Source organism: Aeromonas sp. 601039 (assembly GCF_049174415.1).
Lineage (GTDB): Bacteria > Pseudomonadota > Gammaproteobacteria > Enterobacterales > Aeromonadaceae > Aeromonas > Aeromonas veronii_A.
Map to the genome: position 1 here is coordinate 391,801 of NZ_JAAKTL010000001.1, position 18,966 is coordinate 410,766.

At 54.2% G+C, this 18,966-nt stretch carries 21 protein-coding genes and 1 other RNA gene; 16 read left to right on the plus strand and 6 right to left on the minus strand.

Annotated features, from left to right (window positions below):
* Positions 1-147 precede the first annotated feature (147 nt).
* Positions 148-2,604, plus strand: a complete 2,457-nt coding sequence (fadE, locus tag G5195_RS01745) for an acyl-CoA dehydrogenase FadE (RefSeq protein WP_042054645.1) — start codon at positions 148-150, stop codon at positions 2,602-2,604.
* A gap of 179 nt (positions 2,605-2,783) precedes the next feature.
* Positions 2,784-4,058, plus strand: coding sequence for an amidohydrolase (locus G5195_RS01750; RefSeq protein WP_421222101.1), 1,275 nt, complete (start codon positions 2,784-2,786; stop codon positions 4,056-4,058).
* Positions 4,059-4,139: 81 nt separating this feature from the next.
* On the opposite strand, the gene G5195_RS01755 is transcribed toward G5195_RS01750, so the two are convergent.
* Positions 4,140-4,487, minus strand: a complete 348-nt coding sequence (locus G5195_RS01755) for an RnfH family protein (RefSeq protein ID WP_005353535.1) — start codon at positions 4,485-4,487, stop codon at positions 4,140-4,142.
* Positions 4,480-4,914 (minus strand): SRPBCC family protein, encoded by a 435-nt coding sequence (locus G5195_RS01760; protein ID WP_005334496.1) that lies wholly within the window; start codon positions 4,912-4,914, stop codon positions 4,480-4,482. The genes G5195_RS01755 and G5195_RS01760 overlap by 8 nt, the downstream gene beginning before the upstream one ends.
* 169 nt (positions 4,915-5,083) lie before the next feature.
* Here G5195_RS01760 and smpB point away from each other — a divergent pair, with 169 nt between their 5' ends.
* From smpB to G5195_RS01775, 3 genes are all read left to right on the plus strand, one after another.
* Positions 5,084-5,572, plus strand: a complete 489-nt coding sequence (gene smpB, locus G5195_RS01765) for an SsrA-binding protein SmpB (protein WP_005334498.1) — start codon at positions 5,084-5,086, stop codon at positions 5,570-5,572.
* A gap of 166 nt (positions 5,573-5,738) precedes the next feature.
* Positions 5,739-6,098: a transfer-messenger RNA gene (gene ssrA / locus G5195_RS01770) on the plus strand.
* Between the two features lie 164 nt (positions 6,099-6,262).
* The gene (locus tag G5195_RS01775; RefSeq protein WP_107685076.1) at positions 6,263-7,501 is read left to right on the plus strand and encodes an integrase domain-containing protein; all 1,239 of its coding nucleotides are present in this window, start codon (positions 6,263-6,265) and stop codon (positions 7,499-7,501) included.
* Positions 7,502-7,612: 111 nt separating this feature from the next.
* Here G5195_RS01775 and G5195_RS01780 read toward each other — a convergent pair whose 3' ends face one another.
* From G5195_RS01780 to G5195_RS01790, 3 genes are all read right to left on the minus strand, one after another.
* The gene (locus tag G5195_RS01780; RefSeq protein WP_421235766.1) at positions 7,613-8,296 is read right to left on the minus strand and encodes an inovirus Gp2 family protein; all 684 of its coding nucleotides are present in this window, start codon (positions 8,294-8,296) and stop codon (positions 7,613-7,615) included.
* A gap of 571 nt (positions 8,297-8,867) precedes the next feature.
* Positions 8,868-10,382: a YfjI family protein gene (locus G5195_RS01785; RefSeq protein ID WP_421235767.1), complete on the minus strand. Its 1,515-nt coding sequence runs from the start codon at positions 10,380-10,382 to the stop codon at positions 8,868-8,870.
* On the minus strand, positions 10,379-10,822 hold the full coding sequence (locus G5195_RS01790; protein WP_234928711.1) for a helix-turn-helix transcriptional regulator: 444 nt from the start codon (positions 10,820-10,822) through the stop codon (positions 10,379-10,381). Before G5195_RS01790 ends, G5195_RS01785 begins: the two co-directional genes overlap by 4 nt.
* A gap of 156 nt (positions 10,823-10,978) precedes the next feature.
* Between G5195_RS01790 and G5195_RS01795 the strand changes: the two genes are divergently transcribed.
* The 4 genes from G5195_RS01795 (at position 10,979) to G5195_RS01810 (ending at position 15,405) form a co-directional block, all read left to right on the plus strand.
* Positions 10,979-12,106 carry a hypothetical protein gene (locus G5195_RS01795; protein WP_107685168.1) on the plus strand — a complete coding sequence of 376 codons (1,128 nt, stop codon included), beginning with the start codon at positions 10,979-10,981 and terminating at the stop codon, positions 12,104-12,106.
* Between the two features lie 284 nt (positions 12,107-12,390).
* Positions 12,391-13,344, plus strand: coding sequence for a DUF932 domain-containing protein (locus G5195_RS01800; RefSeq protein WP_107685167.1), 954 nt, complete (start codon positions 12,391-12,393; stop codon positions 13,342-13,344).
* Positions 13,345-13,438: 94 nt separating this feature from the next.
* A complete protein-coding gene (locus G5195_RS01805) occupies positions 13,439-14,428 on the plus strand; it encodes a YqaJ viral recombinase family protein (protein ID WP_201972540.1) in 990 nt (329 codons plus the stop codon).
* Positions 14,425-15,405 carry a hypothetical protein gene (locus tag G5195_RS01810; protein WP_421235768.1) on the plus strand — a complete coding sequence of 327 codons (981 nt, stop codon included), beginning with the start codon at positions 14,425-14,427 and terminating at the stop codon, positions 15,403-15,405. Before G5195_RS01805 ends, G5195_RS01810 begins: the two co-directional genes overlap by 4 nt.
* An 11-nt stretch (positions 15,406-15,416) precedes the next feature.
* Here G5195_RS01810 and G5195_RS01815 read toward each other — a convergent pair whose 3' ends face one another.
* Positions 15,417-15,767, minus strand: a complete 351-nt coding sequence (locus G5195_RS01815) for a helix-turn-helix domain-containing protein (RefSeq protein ID WP_161653441.1) — start codon at positions 15,765-15,767, stop codon at positions 15,417-15,419.
* Between the two features lie 205 nt (positions 15,768-15,972).
* On the opposite strand from G5195_RS01815, the gene G5195_RS01820 reads away from it, so the two are divergent.
* The 7 genes from G5195_RS01820 (at position 15,973) to radC (ending at position 18,964) form a co-directional block, all read left to right on the plus strand.
* Positions 15,973-16,308, plus strand: coding sequence for a hypothetical protein (locus G5195_RS01820; protein ID WP_139737641.1), 336 nt, complete (start codon positions 15,973-15,975; stop codon positions 16,306-16,308).
* A 48-nt stretch (positions 16,309-16,356) separates the two neighbouring features.
* Positions 16,357-16,806 carry a hypothetical protein gene (locus G5195_RS01825; protein ID WP_421235769.1) on the plus strand — a complete coding sequence of 150 codons (450 nt, stop codon included), beginning with the start codon at positions 16,357-16,359 and terminating at the stop codon, positions 16,804-16,806.
* A gap of 83 nt (positions 16,807-16,889) precedes the next feature.
* A complete protein-coding gene (locus G5195_RS01830) occupies positions 16,890-17,237 on the plus strand; it encodes a YkvA family protein (protein ID WP_201880219.1) in 348 nt (115 codons plus the stop codon).
* Between the two features lie 19 nt (positions 17,238-17,256).
* Positions 17,257-17,682, plus strand: a complete 426-nt coding sequence (locus G5195_RS01835) for a DUF2787 domain-containing protein (protein ID WP_201880216.1) — start codon at positions 17,257-17,259, stop codon at positions 17,680-17,682.
* A 9-nt stretch (positions 17,683-17,691) separates the two neighbouring features.
* Positions 17,692-18,102, plus strand: coding sequence for a hypothetical protein (locus G5195_RS01840; RefSeq protein WP_421235770.1), 411 nt, complete (start codon positions 17,692-17,694; stop codon positions 18,100-18,102).
* Complete coding sequence (locus G5195_RS01845; protein WP_421235771.1) at positions 18,095-18,352, plus strand: hypothetical protein; 258 nt, start codon at positions 18,095-18,097, stop codon at positions 18,350-18,352. The genes G5195_RS01840 and G5195_RS01845 overlap by 8 nt, the downstream gene beginning before the upstream one ends.
* 111 nt (positions 18,353-18,463) lie before the next feature.
* The gene (radC, locus tag G5195_RS01850; protein ID WP_064338613.1) at positions 18,464-18,964 is read left to right on the plus strand and encodes a RadC family protein; all 501 of its coding nucleotides are present in this window, start codon (positions 18,464-18,466) and stop codon (positions 18,962-18,964) included.
* Positions 18,965-18,966 lie beyond the last annotated feature (2 nt).

The following is an 18,966-nucleotide window of genomic DNA, read 5'->3' on the forward strand; positions in this document are numbered from 1 at the left end:
TATGGGGATCACAGAGAGAAGGTAATGAAGATGTAAACAGCTTGATAACTTTGTGCGTATGAATTACAACAGGGGCCATATCCAACAGGTCAGACCTCTGGATCAGTTACACCACGTTGGCACATTTATACACGCAAGGAGCAAGCAATGACGACGACCCTCACTCTGCTCGGGGTGATCCTGGTTATCGGAGCCTTGGCCTATCGCCGGGCATCCCTGTTCATCTCCACCCTGGTCACCGGCGCCGCCCTGGTGCTTGGCGCCATCTATGGTCATGTGCCCTTGCTGGTATGGGCGCTGTTCGCGGTGATCGCCATCCCGCTCAATCTGGTGGAATTTCGCCGCAATCAAATAACCAAGCCGCTGTTCAAGATCTACAAATCGATCATGCCGGAGATGTCCCGCACCGAGAAAGAGGCGATTGAAGCGGGCACCACCTGGTGGGAAGCCGATCTGTTCGCGGGCAACCCGGACTGGAAAAAGCTGCACGCTATCCCGGTCAGCACCCTCTCTGCCGAAGAGCAGGCCTTTATGGATGGTCCGGTCGAGGAAGTGTGCCGCATGGTGAGTGACTGGGAAGTGACCCACGAGCGCGCGGATCTCTCCCCCGAGGTGTGGCAATACCTGAAGGACAACAAGTTCTTCGCCATGATCATCAAGAAGAAATATGGCGGTCTGGAGTTCTCTGCCTACGCCCAGTCCTGCGTCCTGCAAAAGCTGTGCGGTGCCAGCGCCGTGCTCGCCTCCACCGTCGGCGTGCCCAACTCGCTGGGCCCGGGCGAACTGCTGCAGCACTATGGCACTGACGAGCAGAAAGATTACTACCTGCCCCGCCTGGCGGTCGGCAAAGAGATCCCCTGCTTCGCCCTGACCAGCCCGGAAGCGGGTTCTGATGCCGGTTCCATCCCCGACTTCGGTATCGTCTGCAAGGGCGAGTGGGAAGGCAAAGAGGTGCTCGGTATGCGCCTCACCTGGAACAAGCGCTACATCACGCTCGCCCCCATTGCTACCGTGCTGGGTCTGGCCTTCAAACTGCGTGACCCCGAGCACCTGCTGGGTGAAGAGGAAGAGCTCGGCATCACCTGCGCCCTCATTCCCACTCACATCAAGGGGGTCGGCATTGGCCGTCGCCACTTCCCGCTCAACGTGCCGTTCCAGAACGGCCCGACCCAGGGCAAGGATGTGTTCGTCCCGCTCGATTTCATCATCGGTGGCCCGGCCATGGCCGGTCAGGGCTGGCGTATGCTGGTCGAGTGTCTGTCGGTCGGTCGCGGCATCACCTTGCCCTCCAACAGTACCGGTGGCGTCAAGATGCTGGCCCTGGCGAGCGGCGCATATAGCCGCATCCGTCGCCAGTTCAAGCTGCCCATCGGCAAGATGGAAGGGATTGAAGAGCCGCTGGCCCGCATCGGTGGCAACGCCTACATCATGGGCGCCGCAGCCAACCTGACCGTGACCGGTATCGACCTTGGCGAGAAGCCCTCGGTCATCTCCGCCATCGTCAAATACCACCTCACCGACCGTGCCCAGAAGTGCATCATCGATGCCATGGATATCCACGGCGGCAAGGCCATCTGCATGGGCCCCAACAACTATCTGGCCCGTGGCTATCAGGGTGCGCCCATCGCCGTTACGGTGGAAGGGGCCAATATCCTGACCCGCAGCATGATCATCTATGGTCAGGGCGCTATCCGCTGCCACCCGTATGTACTGCCGGAGATGCTGGCCGCCAGCCATCCCGACAAGGAGCAGGCGCTGAAAGATTTCGACAAGGCGGTATTCAGCCACGTCGGCTTTGCCATCAGCAACCTGGTACGCAGCTTCTGGCTCGGTATCACCGGCGCCCGCTTTGCCGCGGCACCGTACAAGGATCAGACCAAGGGCTACTACCAGCAGCTCTCCCGCCTCTCGGCCAACCTGGCGTTCCTGTCAGACATGGCGATGGGCACTCTGGGTGGCGAGCTCAAACGCAAGGAGCGGGTCTCCGCCCGTCTTGGCGACGTGCTGAGCCAGCTCTATCTGGCCTCCAGCGCCCTCAAGCGCTATCAGGATGAGGGACGCCAGCAGGCCGACCTGCCGCTGCTGCACTGGGCACTGCAAGATGCCATGTTCAAGGCACAAGAGGCGATCGACGAGCTGCTGCGCAACTTCCCGAACCGCTGGATTGGGCTTGCCCTGCGCGCCGTGGTGCTGCCGCTGGGTCGTGACCTGAACCGTCCGTGCGACAAGCTGGACCAACAGGTTGCCCGTCTGCTGCAAACCCCGAGCGAGACCCGCAGCCGCCTGGCCAAGGGGCAATATCTGACCCGCGAAGAGGGCAACCCCTTCGGTCTGCTGGAGCAGGCGCTCGATGACGTGCTGGCCGCCGAGCCGCTGTTCGAGAAAGTCTGCAAGAGCGATGGTATCAAGCGTCCCTTCATGGCGCTGGACAAGGTGGCCGACATCGGCCTGGCCGCTGGCGTACTGACCCAGAGCGAAGCCGAGCTGCTGCGCCGCGCCGAGGTAAGTCGCCTGCGCACCATCAACGTCGATGATTTTGACCCCATAGATCTGGTGGCCAACAAGAAGCTGTTTGAAGCCTCCGCTTACCATCACGCGGCCTGATAACCAGCTATCGACAACGCCTCCCTTGTGGAGGCGTTTTTTATGGACGCTCACCACTATTCACGGCCCGAACAGCCACCACTTGCACTCACAGCTCCCCCGACCAGCTGCGGGCCCCGTGTGGTCAGCCAGGAAAAAAGGCACAATAGCCGACAAATCGAATCACCAAGGAAGCCAAGATGACCCTTGAGCACCTGATCCTGTGGCGCCGCGACCTGCACCGTCTGCCGGAAGCGGCCTGGAAAGAGTTTCGTACCACCAGCCTGATTGCCCACCATCTGAATGAACTTGGCTATCACATCCTGCTCGGCGACAAACTGCTGGCAAGCAATCTGATGATGGGCCGTGATGTGGATGTGGCGGCCGAGAAGGCCCGTGCCCGCCGTCAGGGAGCCCATCCCGACTGGCTGGAGCGGATCGGTGATGTCACTGGCCTGATGGGAGAGCTGGATACCGGCCGTCCCGGTCCGACCCTGGCCTTTCGCTTCGATATCGATGCGGTGGAGGTGGAAGAGTCCGACGCCGAACAACACCAGCCGCAGCAAGAGGGTTTTGCCTCCCACAACAAGGGGTGGATGCACGCCTGCGCTCACGATGGCCACACCGCCATCGGCATGGGGCTGGCCAGCAGCCTGATGGCGATGAAGGAGCAACTGTGCGGCCGCATCAAGCTCTTCTTCCAGCCCGCCGAAGAGGGGTGCCGCGGTGGCAAGGCGCTGGCTGCCGGTGGCGCACTCGATGACGTGGATGCCCTGCTTTCGCTCCATATCGGTATTCACGCTGGCAGCGGCGAGCTGGTGATCAACCCCACCGAGTTTCTCTGCTCCACCAAGTTCGACGTCCACTTTATGGGCACCGCCGCCCATGCAGGGCTCGAGCCCAACGCTGGCAGCAATGCGCTGGCAGCCGCCTGCATGGCCACCACCGCCATGCTCGGCATTCCCCGCCACCGTGACGGCATGACCCGCATCAACGTCGGCCAGCTTCACGCTGGCAGCGGCCGCAACGTCATCCCCGATCATGCCGAGCTGCGCGGTGAGACCCGCGGCGCCGACAGCGCGCTCAACGACTACATGTTCAGTCAGGTACAGCGCATCGTCGAAGGTACCGCCCTCGCCCACGGTGTCACCTACCGCATCATCAAGCAGGGTGAGGCCATTGCCCTCGACAACAGTCCGGCGCTGCAAGCCGAGCTGGCGGCGCTGGCCCGCAAGCAGGGGCTCGCCACCATCCAGACTCGCCGCTTTGGCGCCAGTGAAGATGCCGGTTTTCTGATGGAGCGGGTGCAAAAGCAGGGGGGCGAAGCGGCTTACCTCATCCTGGGGGCCGATCTGGCGGCGCCGCACCATCACAACGAATTCGATTTCGATGAGCGGGTGATGCAAAGCGGGGTCGAGCTGCTGGCTGCTTGGGCCCGTGCACGACTGGGTGTGGCAGAAGCAGCCCTCTCTTGATATCCCCTCGGCAAGCTCACCGGCTAACGGGATCAAAAAAAGGCGCCTCGGCGCCTTTTTTCTGCAAGAAAGACCTGAGCGCTACTCGCGGTGCTTGCGATGCACATCGGGGCGACCACCGGTCACGCTATCGGCTCTCCCCTCCTCTTTGGCCTTCTCGGCCCGCTTTTTGCGCATCTCGCGGGGATCGGCGATGAGCGGGCGGTAGATCTCGATACGATCGCCGTCGTGCAGCGGCTCGCTCCCTTTCACCGGGCGGCTGTAGATACCGAACTTGTTGACCGCCAGATCGATCTCGGGGTGTTTTTGTACGATGCCGGACTGCTCGATGGCCGCCAGCACGCAGGTCTCGGGCGCAACCCGCAGGGCAATCACCGTCTGCTGCTGCGGCAAGGCATAGACAACCTCGATATTGAGCTGGTCAGACACCGTAGACCTCCTTCGCCCGGTTGGAGAAGGCGGAGACCATGGAGCTCACCAGATCGCGGAACACCTGACCAAATGCCACCTCGATAAGCTTGGAGGTAAACTCGAAATCGAGATCAAACTCCACCTTGCAGGCGTCGACATCGAGCGGGGTAAAGGTCCACCAGCCCGCCAGCTTGCGGAACGGGCCATCCACCAGCTCCATCCTGATCTGACGGTTCACATCCAGCTGATTGCGGGTAGTAAAGGTCTTGGCAATCCCCGCCTTGGCCACATCGACTGACGCCATCATGTAGTCATCGCCAGCCTCGTGGACACGGCTGCCAACACAGCCGGGCAAAAACTGCGGATAGGCATCCACATCGTTAACCAACTTGAACATCTGTTCTGCACTGAACATCACCAGGGCACTGCGCGTAATTCGGGGCATGGCTTTTCCTCATCCAATCGGCGCGATTTTATCACCATGTTTGGGGTTGTGGAGGTAAAACCTCAGCCAAACCGCTCAGAAAGCCACCACTTGACCTGCTGCGCGTTTTACAGCCGCCCCTGCCTACGTATAATACGAGCCTCCTAGTCATTGCCGGAAATCGCCCGTCATGAGCAAAAAAAACAGTAAAAACAAAGCCGGGTCCAGCACCATTGCACTCAACAGAACCGCGCGCCACGAATACTTCATCGAAGAGAAGATCGAAGCGGGTCTGTCCCTGCAAGGGTGGGAAGTCAAATCCCTGCGGGCGGGCAAGGCCAACATCAGCGAAGCCTATGTCATCTTCCGCGATGGCGAGGCCTATCTGTTCGGCTCCAGCTTCCTGCCACTGCAAGCGGCCTCCAGCCACGTGGTATGTGACCCGACCCGCACCCGCAAACTGCTGCTGAGCCGTCGTGAACTCGACAAGCTCGAAAGCCTGATCGCCCGTCAGGGCTACACCATAGTTCCCCTCGCCCTCTACTGGAAACAGTGCTGGGTCAAGGTCGAGATCGGCCTGGTGAAGGGCAAGAAAGAGCACGACAAGCGCGAAGATACCAAGGCTCGCGAGTGGGATCGGGAAAAAGCTCGAATCATGAAGAACAAGCATCGCGGCTAACCAGCTACTGCCAGGATCAGGACGTCAGTTCACCTTCCCCCGGCGCAGCTGGCTCTTCAGGCTCAGCTGCGTACAATAAATCGGCAAACAGACTGGCTGCCAGAGGGAATGGGTATCAACGCCTTGCTATGACAGCATTTTTGCGTACAATCGCAATTAACAACTTGGGGCTGATTCTGGATTCGACAAGATTCACGAAACCCAAGGTGCATGCCGAGGTGCGGTAGGCCTCGTTAATAAACCGCAAAAAAATAGTCGCAAACGACGAAAACTACGCACTAGCAGCTTAATAACCTGCATAGAGCCCTTCTACCCTAGCTTGCCTGTGTCCTAGGGAATCGGAAGGTCATCCTTCACAGGATCGTGTGGAAGTCCTGCTCGGGGCGGAAGCATTAAAACCAATCGAGCTAGTCAATTCGTGGCGTGTCTCTCCGCAGCGGGTTGGCGAATGTAAAGAGTGACTAAGCATGTAGTGCCAAGGATGTAGTAATTTTGGACGGGGGTTCAAATCCCCCCAGCTCCACCAAATACCGGTCCAACAGTGACCAACGAAGTCCAAGAAACCCGCATAGCATAAGGCTTTGCGGGTTTTTTGTTGTCTTACGCTGTCCAATGGGGTGCGTTGCCATCCAGCCCTTTTAGGCATATCGTTAGGCATATCGTTTTGTATGCCTTCCGGAGCGTATGCCTATGCCTCGTATCACCCGTCCCTTATCCCCAACCGAGATCAAAGCAGCGAAGCCCAAAGAGAAGGAATACACCCTCTGCGACGGGGCTGGTCTGGAGCTCGTCATCAAGCCTAATGGCTCCAAGTTGTGGCGCCTGCGTTACTACCGCCCCCTAACTAAACAGAGAAACATGATCAGCTTTGGTTCCTGGCCGGAGATGTCGTTGGCTGAAGCGAGAGAGAAACGCTCCGAAGCCAAATCTCTGTTACTGCAAAGCATTGATCCCCAGCATCACCGTGATGAGCAAGCATCCGCCGCATTATCACAGAGCGAGCACACCTTTGAAGCCGTCGCCAAGCGCTGGTTTGATGTTAAGCGTCCTTCCGTCACCCCGGCCTATGCCGAGGATCTCTGGCGTTCGCTCGAAATGTATCTGTTCCCCGAGTTTGGCACTGTGCCTGTTATGGAGATCAAGGCTCAGAGAGCGATCAAGATCATCGAGCCCATCGCCGCTGCTGGTAAACTCGAAACTGTGCGTCGTCTCACCCAGCGGGTGAACGAGATCATGACCTTCGCCGTCAACTCTGGTCTGATCGATGCCAACCCTTGCTCGGGGATAAGCAAGGTCTTTCAGCGGCCAGCCAAACAGCACATGCCCAGCATCAACCCCAACCAGTTGCCAGAACTGATGAACCGGCTTTCCAAGGCCAGCATCAATTTGCAGACCCGCTGCCTTATCGAATGGAGCCTGCATACCTTGGCTCGCCCCAGCGAGGCGGCCGGAGCCCGGTGGGCAGAGATCGATATGGAAAAGAAACTCTGGCGGATCCCACCAGAGAGAATGAAGAAGCGCAGAGGTCATGACGTGCCCTTGACGCCACAAACACTTGCCTACCTAGACCTCATGCGGCCAATCAGCGGTCATCGTGAATTTATCTTCCCAGGACTACGAAATCCCAAGACACATACCAACGAACAGACAGCCAATGCCGCTTTGAAACGGATGGGATATGAAGGGACCTTAGTCGCTCACGGCCTGCGAGCCTTGGGCAGCACGACCCTTAATGAGAGAGGATTTGATCGAGACGTCATTGAGGCCGCTTTGGCGCACTCTGACAAAGATGAAGTTCGTAGCGCATACAATCGCACGGATTATCTGGAACGCCGCCGAGAAATGATGGTCTGGTGGTCAGAGCATATTGATGCAGCAGCGAAAACTGGCTCTGCACTGACCTGGTTGCCATCCACAAAAGCAGGTTGAGCATAATTCGGTGAGGTCTCGCAGGAAGTCCTCACCGCCCAATTGCGCGGGTGTGTCCTGAAATGACTGCCCTTTGGCTCTAACCTAAAGAAAAAGAATTAATTGTGAACATTACCTTATCCGTTCACTACGCCCGTAATTACGTCCACCTTCTACTTTCGAACGCAATTTAAAGAAATACCCGATCCTCTCCAAGAATTTATAAAATTTCTCATTGTGCAGAACTGCATCTCTGCGATCAAATCGATACTCTGCGTCAGGAGGGAAATGCACCAAAGATGCATAATCAGGGTATGCAAGCCTCAATGCTCTGCACCAAGCTTTACGGATACGCGTAGCCATGTTATCCGCATCAAAACTAGAGTAATCACCAAGATAACCGTAGTCATCTCGGTTAAATAGTAGCACCACGTGATAATGAGGGTACTGGCTTGTTACTTGCTCCTTTACCCAGATATAACCCAAGAAGAATCGTTTACCAGTCTGACCCTTACGGTGACGTAACGCCTGTATCTGGCTTTTTAGTGAAGCAAAAAAGCGCGTAATAACCTCTTCCTCTTCTACCTCCGGTGGAAAGCTTGTCGGCATGTCCGGATCATCCATAACTGGTATATGAGGGAAACGCAGATCAACGCGTACAGCAAATACTCGTGGATGTTTATTCAAAAAGTTTGTGATCACCTCCACGGATGTTTTCAACTGCTCAGAGGATATTTCACCATGCTTGGCCTCAGCCACAACTCGCAAGTTTTTTAGCTCGTTGGGCATTAAGTAATACCCAGCTTCAAATTTCATATATGCTCCTATTGTTCGAATGGAATATCCATGCCTTGGGGTTAGTGCACTAATCGTCATTAATGAGAGCTGCTACGTAAAATTTTACAGCCAACTGATACTTTGCTCTCTTATCAACCTACTGGGTTGATATACCAACCTGCATTTAGCACTCTGTGCTTTGCACATGCTGCACTATGCCGATGTATACGGCTAATAGCTTGTATCTGACGTACAAGCCTGATGTATATCTGATTGGTGTACACTTCGTGTATATATCACATGTTCTCGTTGGTATACTCGTTGATACACTCTGATGGTGTATCACTCTCTCCCTCGATATATCTCCTACACCCTCTACCTTGGTATACACCTTGGTGTATATATTACTATTACCGAACTTAGCGACCTCCTAAATCACCGGGAAACATGTGATTATTTTAAATAAAACCACAGTAATACCGGTTATTAAGGAAAGAAGTTACTCTGAACTTAGCTTGTCCTCTGCTCTCTGGTTGGAGCCATAAAATTGCTCAGGCTATTGCAAAGTGACCGTTATAGATACAGCTAGAGCTAGATCCTTATTTTCAGCTTAAATCCCGGTCACGATGCCGTTATTCTGGCTGGTGTGGACAAACCAAGTTCTTTTGATTTTATAAACTTGGACCTTCCCCTTCATCTGCAGGCGCTCCAGCGTTCGAGTCAGACGCTGACTATCCCGGAGTCGATTCGGGCCATGCTGGCGAATATAATTCTTAGGGATAGTTTTATTATTAAAGCGGCGATGGTTTGCTTGCAGCCAGGTTTCCAATTTCACTTCATCTTCCATCTCTTCTGGCAAAGCATCATCAGCCATCAGGTGAATAAATGAATCCAGATAGTAACTAGCCAACTGAATCGCCGCGTGCATAGTGTGCTCAGATATGACCACATTACCCGTTACAAACGCCTCCAGCACACCCGCAATTCTGGCCACATGTTCGAGCTGTTTGGAGGCATAGTCACGATATTCACGCAATGAGCCCGTTTGGCCGCACATCAGTTCAATCCGGTTGTACTCGGCATGCCACTTGGCTGCCGCCTCAGGTGACAGTGTCAGACAAGTACGCACATCATCTTCTTCCCGACGTTGAAATGATTGATTCAAAAGCTCCAGGACTCGCGCATGGAACCATTCCAAATGTTTGCCAGAAACGGGGGGCGGCAAAACTTGTTGCGGACCGTGGAGCCGTGCGCCAATGGTTGATGTCGGCTGGCACAGCAGTGTTCTGGCAAAGAAACCAGAGGCCCGTGCATGTCGTCCCTGGCGGTTGACATACTCCTTGAACAAGCCGGGTTGCACCATCAACATAGCCCCAAAGCGGGCATCTTCGATACGAAACGTATCGCCGGTTGCACGGTCCACTTCAATCGGCTGGGCGCTCCACAGCGAGTTCAGGAGCGGCGTATCGTGGAGCAGTTCGCCATTGAGGATGCTGCCCGCTTCATCCGAGAGCAGAACCAAAGAGGGCCAGCCTTTACCCAACGCCAGCTTTACCGCCGCTCGGGTTGCATCGCTGACCAGCAGGCGCTTACGCAGTGGTGCTATCGGTTGACGGCCCAAACACTCTGCCAAGCGCTGTTCACTCTCTGTCTTGGCCCCCCCTTTGACCACCTCTCGCTGGAACGCCTTCTCCAATGTTTTTTGTTCGCTCTGCCACAGACGCATCGCGATATTGTATCGCTGCTTATCCTCCTGATACTGCTTCTCCAACACTCCTTCGAGGTCACGAACAGGCTTCATCAGCATCTTGTCTACCGTGGACTTGCGCTCCCCGGATTCAGCCAGCACCACCTGATACAACGACATTGGAATGCGCAATCCAGCCTTGGGAGAGACGTCATACAAGTCCTGACAGGATTGTGCCATCCCACCGAGCAACGAGGTGGCAATCAAGTCCGCTGATGCCTGGGTTTCCTGCTGGACATAACGAATGATCTTTTGTAATTCCTCAGGCATTACGTAGACAGGGAACACAGGTACAGGCTTTGTCCCAACATTCTGCGAAAGGGGGATTTTCGGCGTAATGGGTGCTACAGGTTGAAGAGAGTGGTAATAATTCATCATGCTTGGTCCTTGAGTACAGGGATCGGATTAGCTTGGGGGCGTGCGGCGATCCAAGCCATGACTTCGTTCAAACTCCAGCCCACTGAGGCTGCTCCGAGTTTGATGGGTCTGGGAAAACTCGGATCAAAGCGCTTGGACTTGGGGTTGAGGCGATCGTAGACAGTGGCCCGGCTAAGTGCGATCAGTTGGAGCAGCTCTTTAAGCCTGATAATCCTGTCACAGACTTCGGGCTTAGGTGCTGCACATTTATCTTTGGTACTCACCAACATCTTCTTTGGCTCTCCTATACAGGCCTGTGAATTGATGAAGTCAGAATAATTTTTCGCAACGCCTTTAGACACGAGGATCTGGTGGGGTACCAGATCCTCGTGTCTAAAAGTAATCATTTCATTTTTTAGGCCAAAGCGATCACATTCCCTGTGTCTTGCACAGATGTCCATGACTGGTTGTTTTTTGTTCAGCCATGTAATGCCACATCCTCTGGTGAGGCTCCTTATTTCGAGCACCTACCTAAACGCGCACATTCTAGATATCCAATGGTGGATATATTTGGTATTTTAGGACTAATTAATATTTTTTCATCAGAGGAGTTAAGTGTGAAAATTGTGGATACTATTAATGCATCTCAGTACCAGCATATACTCATTAATGTGTTAGACAGACTAGTCGATTTTTATATCACTCTATATGTCGCAAGGAAGAGCGATCATGAAGTAGTTTCTGTGCTTACCGCCATCAGAAATGGTACCGAAAGCTACCTTGTTGATTCGGGATTTACTCAGAAAGATCTAATTGATATAAATGCTGTTGACGAAGCCTTGGACATTTTCCAAGTTAACTATTCTTATAGCCGCCCTATATCTAAAAAACTGATCAATGCGAACCCTAGGCTAGACGCCATCAACAAAAAATTCGCAAGATATATGTATGAAATAAACTCTGGAAATTCAGTTGAGTTAGTTGAAGATGAACTAGTCATTCATAAACTTCAATCTGAACAACAATCTATCATGAAAGCTTTTATTTCTTCCCTTAAAGAATATCACCCGAGCCTTCACCTAATCAGAATTGTTGACATCGTTAATGCGCCTAAAATAGAAAAGTTAATCCCCCTCATTAATAACGTTATTCAATCATGGAAAGAGCTCAACCATATTGGCAATGATAATAAAAAACATGATGATGAATGTATTGTTGAGGCAGCTATCGATAACATAATCAAACTCGCAGCCTTCTACCCTGAACGTCTCTATCCTGGGTTGCGCTATGCATTCCCTCAATACGAAGATGCAGAGAGTTACGATAGCCTTGCCATTTCGTTTAGCCATAAAACATCCACAAAAGATATGCAAAGCGCACTAAATGATATCAATTTTCAATTTGAAAAATTCAAGATGTACTACCATAATCACGAAATTAATTTCATCGATAACATTCGCCTTGAAAGATTAAAGCCATTCATATCCAAACCTGTTAGGGATAATGAATACATAAAGCAATTAAATAGCATTGAGGGTACATTCCATGCTTTATTTGCATGGGAGAGGTGCCATTTAGATGGTTTATCTAAAGCAGGCGCGATTAATGAAGCTCACCTTTTACTCAATGAATCCAGAGACCTAACCATTCCGGCTGAAGATTATAAAAGAAAAGTAAGAGAAAGATTCAAAACCATCGAAGGTTACATTAAAGATAAAGAATCTTACATACACTCCTTAACCTAAGCGTTGAGATCAGCAAGGTTTAAAATCCAACATTCAAGAGTTTTTTAAACCTTGTCTGATACAGAGTCTACGTAGACTTCTACGCAGAAATATTACACCTACCCCAAGCCTACTCCTCATTGCTAATCCGCTACTAGTAGCAACTGTAGCGAATGATTTTACATGTCTAACACCTTGCTTTTTCTTTCTTAGTGTGACAGCACACCTTTATTAAGACTGCCACATCCAAAAAAATTCACACCTATATTCCCATCTTGATTTAACCAATGAATGGGATTTTAAACATGGCACACTTGATAGACACCATGGCCTACACCGGCCAAACCCCTTGGCATGGGCTTGGTAATATATTGCCCCCGAAACAATCTCTCGATATCTGGCTGCAGGCAGCCGGGATGAATTGGACTATTGAGCAGAGTGACGTAATGTTTAACGTCGCCTCCGATGCACTCCATATTCGTCCTTATTCAGACAGCAAGGTTTTGTACCGCTCTGATAATCTGGAACCTCTGTCGGTTGTTTCACGGAGATATAATGTGGTCCAGCCTCATGAGGTGCTGCACTTTTATCAAGACTTGGTAGAAGTAGGCGGCTTTGAGTTGGAAACTGCAGGTTCGCTCAAGGGCGGCCGCAAATTATGGGCGCTGGCTAAAACAGGTCAAGATATGAAGCTGAAAGGTGGCGACAGGGTAAAATCATACCTACTGCTTGCCACCAGTTGTGATGGTACGCTGTGCACTACAGCACAATTTACCTCGCTACGAGTTGTCTGTAATAACACATTGCAAATAGCATTGCGGGATAATACTGGGGCGATCAAGGTTCCCCACTCAACCCAATTTAATGCTGCTGCCGTCAAAGAAGCATTAGGCCTTGGCATGGCAAATTGGGATCGTTTCCAGCAAGAGATGGCGGCGTTGAGCAATCGTCCAATATCCCCAGTAGAAGCCCTTAATTTCTTCGGTGAGCTACTCAATGATCCGGCTGGCGATGATGAGAATATTATTCTCAGTCGTCCCGCTCAAAAACTGCACGAGCTGTATATGGGCGCAGGCATGGGTTCAGAGCTTGCCAGTTCCCGCAATACCGCCTGGGGGCTGGTTAATGCAGTCACCGAATACGTGGATCACCACCGCCGTGCTCGTAGCCAAGATCACCGGCTCGATTCCGCCTGGTTTGGTCAGGGCGCCCAACTCAAATCCCAAGCCTTGAATCAAGCTCTCACCCTGCTGCAGTAATTCCGTTTCCCCATTCAAACCGCATAACGACCTCACCCGGACTGGCGCAAGCCAATCCGGGCGTAGCCATTTATGCCGTCAACAAGGAATAGTCATGAAAGCAAAAGCCAAATATGGCCAAGCCCTGCGGCTAGCCTCTACTACCCAGTTAACCCGCGAGCAGTGGCTCGCTATCCGTAAACTCGGCATTGGTTCCTCCGATGCCGCCGTCGCAGTGGGGCTCTCCCCCTACAAATGCCCGCTCAGCCTCTGGCTGGAGAAGACCGGTCGCAAGGAGCCGGAGGATATCTCACACAAGGAAGCCGTGCTGTGGGGCATTGAGCTGGAGCCTGTGTTAGCGCAGGTCTATGCCAAACGCACCGGCTTTCGTGTGCGACGGGTCAATGCTGTGCTGCAACACCCCGAGCAACCCTTCATGCTCGCCAACCTCGATCGGGAGGTAGTCGGCCATCCCGATGGGCCGGGCATTCTGGAGATCAAGACCGCCAGCTATCACAGCGCCCCCCAGTGGGAGGAAGGTGTGCCGGTGGCTTATCAGTGTCAGGTACTGCATCAATTAGCGGTTACCGGCCATGCCTGGGCTGAGGTGGCAGTGCTGATCGGCGGCCAGGATTTTCGGATTTACCGCATCGAGCGCGATGAGGAGAAGATCCAGGATCTCACCGAGCGGGAAGCGCAGTTCTGGCAGATGGTGCAACAAGACCAGCAGCCCGATCCTGACGGCTCCAGCGATGCCGCCAATGCCCTGAGCTGGCTCTTTCCCCGCGATGATGGTCAGACGCTGGATCTCTCGGATTCTCCCGAGTTTAACCAGCTGTTTGGGGAGCTACTGCGCTTACGTCAGCAAAAGGAAGCTGTCGAGCTGCAGGAGTCACAACTCAAACAGCGGCTGCAAGCGACCTTAGGTGAAGCCACTGCCGGGCTGTTTGCCAACGGCAAGATCACTTGGAAGCGCAGCAAAGACCGGCTAGCACCGGATCTCGAAAAGCTCGGTCAGGATCATCCCGACCTGCTCACCCGTTACGTCAAACCGGTGCCCGGCGTGCGCCGTTTCACCATTCAACCCTTGAGGCAAACACCATGATCAAAGGACTGGCGATTACCCCGCCCGTGATCGGGCGGATCTGCATCGGCAAGCTGGTGCAAAAACAGGATAAGTGGGTACCGGAGAAAGACGACAGCTTCACCCTCACCACCCAGGTACAGCAAAAGGGGGGATGGTTGCTCCATCCCCTGCATCAACACTACTCATCGCAAAAGAGTGGCCAAGGTCAGGAGCAAACCAAGATCCGCGCCATTCCAGTGCGGGTGCTGTTCAACGACAGCGACTTGAATCTGCGGGCGGAATACAGCGCCTTTGACCGGCAAACCGGCAGGCCGCTCTGTGTCGGGAATGGGGAGGTGGCGAGACGTGTGGGGGCGCAAGGCATGGAGGAGGTCAGCTGCCCTGGACCAGAGCGCTGCGCCTTTGCAGGGCAACAGGGCTGCAAGCTGTACGGACGACTGAACCTGTTTGTGGAGGGGCAAGGGGATGAGCTGGGTAGCTTTATCTTCCGCACCACCGGCTACAACTCGGTGCGCACTCTGGCTGCTCGGCTGAAGTACCTGGAGGCTTTGAGCGGGGGCCATACCCGCTATCTGCCGCTCACCCTACGGTTGCGGGCCAAGAGCACCACCCAGTCTTACCGCACACCGGTCTACTACGTGGATTTGACGCTACGGGAAGAGACCAACCTGACTGAGGCAGTCAGGCTGGCACAGGAGGCGGCCCAGCGTGACCAAGAAGCAGGCTTGGCAATCGAGCAGATGGAGCAGGCTGCTCGCGAGTTGCTGCGTAACGGCCAGTTTGAAGATATAGATGAGGAGGTGCCGATGCTGTTGGAGGAGTTCTATCCCGAAACCAACAGCGACGAGACGGCGAATGGTAACACTGGTGTGGAGGCGACTACTTCGCATGCCGCACCGCAAAGCCAAGCAACCAGAACACCGCAGAGGCCACAACCAAGAAGGAGTCCGCTCACCAACAAATTGGGGAAAGGGGACCCATCCCCTCCCCAGTGAATGGTGGATGATCAGCGGGGACGCGCCAACCGCTCCACCAACCGCTCTACCGTTTCCAGCAACAGAGTTCGGTCAGCATCATCAAGCCGGGCCAGTTGCTGGCTCAGCACAATGCCCTGCTCGGTCGGGCGGTTACTGGTTTCGCGCAGGAAATCCGCCAGCTCACAGCCGAACAGTTGAGCGAGCTCCGCCAGCCGCACCACGGTCGGCACCACAATTCCTCGCTCCATTCGAGAGACGGCTTCCATCCCGATACTGAGGTGTTCAGCCACCTGCTCCTGGGTAAACCCGGCCTGGTTACGCTGACGCCCAATCGCCTTACCCACACTCTTGGCTAACTGCTCAAGGTTGATATCTGTCATGGGTCCTCCAGTCAACGTTATGGTTGACCATGGACCCATTGACGATAAGGACTCAAAAGATAAACTAACGATTCAATGAGTCCACTCAACAGCAATTTTGCAGATTTGACAGAGATGTGAGGCCCTCGGCCAATAAACCATCTTGACCAACTCGCAACAGGAGGGCTCCATAAGACACTTTTACTACACAACCAGGAAACAACTCATGGAAAGACTGACTTATGACGATCTGGCGACTGACAAGCTGGCTTCACTGATCCGTGCACGAAAATCCTTTGAGGTCGTGGGGCTATCGGGGCGTATGAGCGCAACCGTTATGAAACTTGAAAATACCATAGAAATAAATGGGTTGAGATGCCGGATCTATACCAAGGGCCGGATAGCAGCGGTAGGGGCCAGCGTCTTTGGCGGTATTACCGGTCTGGCCGGGATCGCATCTGCCGTCACTATCGCGGCACATAATCTCGCCACTTACAGTCCAGACTATGAAATCGTCAAGCACTTGGCGGATAACACCCTCACCGTGCTTTACAAAAAATAACCACGTTAATGGCTCATCGAAATCCTTGAGCCTTTAGGAGTCACAGGGATGAACAAATTCATCATTACCTCAACAGCACTGCTGCTGTGCGGCAACGTCCTGGCCTATGGCGAGGCTGGACGCTGGAGCAGTGGCTGGGGTCAGGGCACCAGCGAATACACGGCGGTGGTCAACGAACAGAACCATCTCTATATCGCCTGTAATGACACCCGCAAAGTCAGCATGACGGCCACCGTGCAGGGCAAGGAGTATGGCTCTTATGCTGGGCAGGCTTTCTCCATCATCGTCGATGGCAGCCAATACGATGCGCCCTATGAGACAGAATCCCGTGTCGGTGAGAACAATTTCTTCGACATGTGGGGCAAGCTACGCAAGGCCAAGTCGATCCGCATTTTAACGGCTGACGGCAAGCAACTCGCACTGCCAACCAAAGAGGTCGCATCTGTACTGCCCGCCACTAATACGCCCGAGTTTGACTGCTTGATGTGGGACCAATAGGTCACACCCATTCCCATCCAAGAGGAGGCATTTGCCTCCTCTTTTCATTTCTGCCATTCACCCACCTGTGAAGGAGACACACTATGCCCCCCTGTATTCCTCCCGAATGCGAGCCGTTCGACCAGCAAGGCTTTTGGCGCAAGCTCTGCGCCTTTGCCAAGCGTGCCGGTCGGCCCTTTATTGAAACCTGCCTGTTGCTCTACTACACCAGCCAGAAGGATGACCTGCCGCTCTGGGCCAAGCTGCTGATCTACAGCGCGTTGGCCTACTTTATCTCGCCCATCGATGCGATCCCGGATGTGCTGCCTATGGGGCTCACCGATGACATCGCGGTGCTAAGTGCGGCACTCGCCAGTATTACCGCCTTTATTGACACCCAGATCCGTGCCCGTGTGGCCAGAAAAATGCGCGAGCTGTTCGGCCAAGATTAAACCCCACAAGGAGTACACCATGACTATTCCCTTTTTCCGGGACGGCTTTACCCTGCCCGTTGACCAAGCATTGCTGGTTCTCCTCGACCAAGAAATAGCTAAAACCGAGCTCAATATTGAGCGCTTAACCCAACTGACCTTCAACTTTCGCAATCCCGGCTACAGCGCCGAGCAAGGCGGCGTGCACCCGGTCGAGATCCGCTTGATCCGTGGGCTCGATGGCTGGCTGTTCGATTACGTCACCGACTTCAGCTACCAGGGGCAGGGCCAAGATGCTGAGCTCTGCAAGGAGCTCGATTTCAACTTCCTCGATGGGGAACACATCATGTTGGGCTGGGGGCCACTGCGACTGGCCGAAGCGCGGGAGTTGTTCGATATCTGGCAAAGCAACTTCATTGCCTACTGTCGGTTGGAATGTTTCAGCATCACGGTCGCAGGGGATTAGGAGGACACGATGAGCCAAGAATTAGCGCTCTCCCACTACTCACGCCAATGGCTGGGACGAGTCGCCACAAGCGCCAAGCTAACCCCCACTCGCAGTGGTCAGCGTTGGCTGCTACACCTGACCCCGGATAGTCCACACATCCGCACAGTCACCCTGCAGGTCCGTTGGTCTGGCGTGCAGTGGCAGTTGCTCACCCTCACCAATGCGGAGGACTCGCACACCATGAACCAACCGAGAGATGAGATCTGCATCGACCCCGAACGTCGCTGTTTCTGGCATTGCCAGGCAGGGCCAGTCCCGCTCACCGAGCAACCTCGCGTACTGGCCAACTTTCTGGCCGACCTGCAACGCATCTGCATCCATCGCGGCTATGTGGTGGAAAGTGACCGCATCCCAGACAAGGAGAGCGAAGATGATTAACGCCGTGATCGCCATCGAGCTGGAGGCTTACCTTGAGCACAATGGTCAATTTGAAGTGGTGCATGAACAGGGCCTGCAGGTGGACGGTTACGCCCTCTACCTGCGCTATGAAAACGAACAGGGCGACGCCCTGGCGCAATGGCTGTGCGATCACCCTGACCACAGCTGGCTAACCCAGCTAGGCGCCCTGCTAGCGACCAGTTACCACATTCCGCTGCACGACTACACCACTCACACACTGGCGGCCTGAACACCGCCAACCAAGCCTGCGGTCACGCCCCATTCAGTAACCCATTAACCAACTACTTCGCCTACCCTGCCGCACCCCACGTGGTGGGGCGATAGCGTATGGAGCACCATCATGTTGCATCACAAACTGATCGCCGGGGAGATCCCCGGCACCTATCGGGTAACCGACCTTGTCACCGACGACGACCTGCTCACCATCGCCCAAGCAGTTGCCCGTCAGAAACTGGCCAAGGGAGAAGCTATTACTGATAAACACGTGGCCCATCAAGCCCTGCAAGGGCTGCTGCAAACACGGGATCGCGAAGTTTTTGCGGCACTGTTCCTCGATAACCAACACCGGATACTGGCCTACGAGGAGCTGTTCCTTGGCACCCTGTCCGCTGCAACCGTCTACCCCCGCGATGTCGTCAAGCGGGCACTGCACCACAATGCCGCCGCCCTGATGCTGGTGCATAACCACCCGTCGGGATACCCGGAACCCAGCCGGGCAGATATCGAGATCACCCAGCGATTGCAAAGCGCATTGGCACTGGTCGATATCCGCACTCTGGATCATTTAGTGGTTGCAACAGAGGGAATTGTGTCGCTTGCGGAGAGAGGATGCTTGGGTTAATC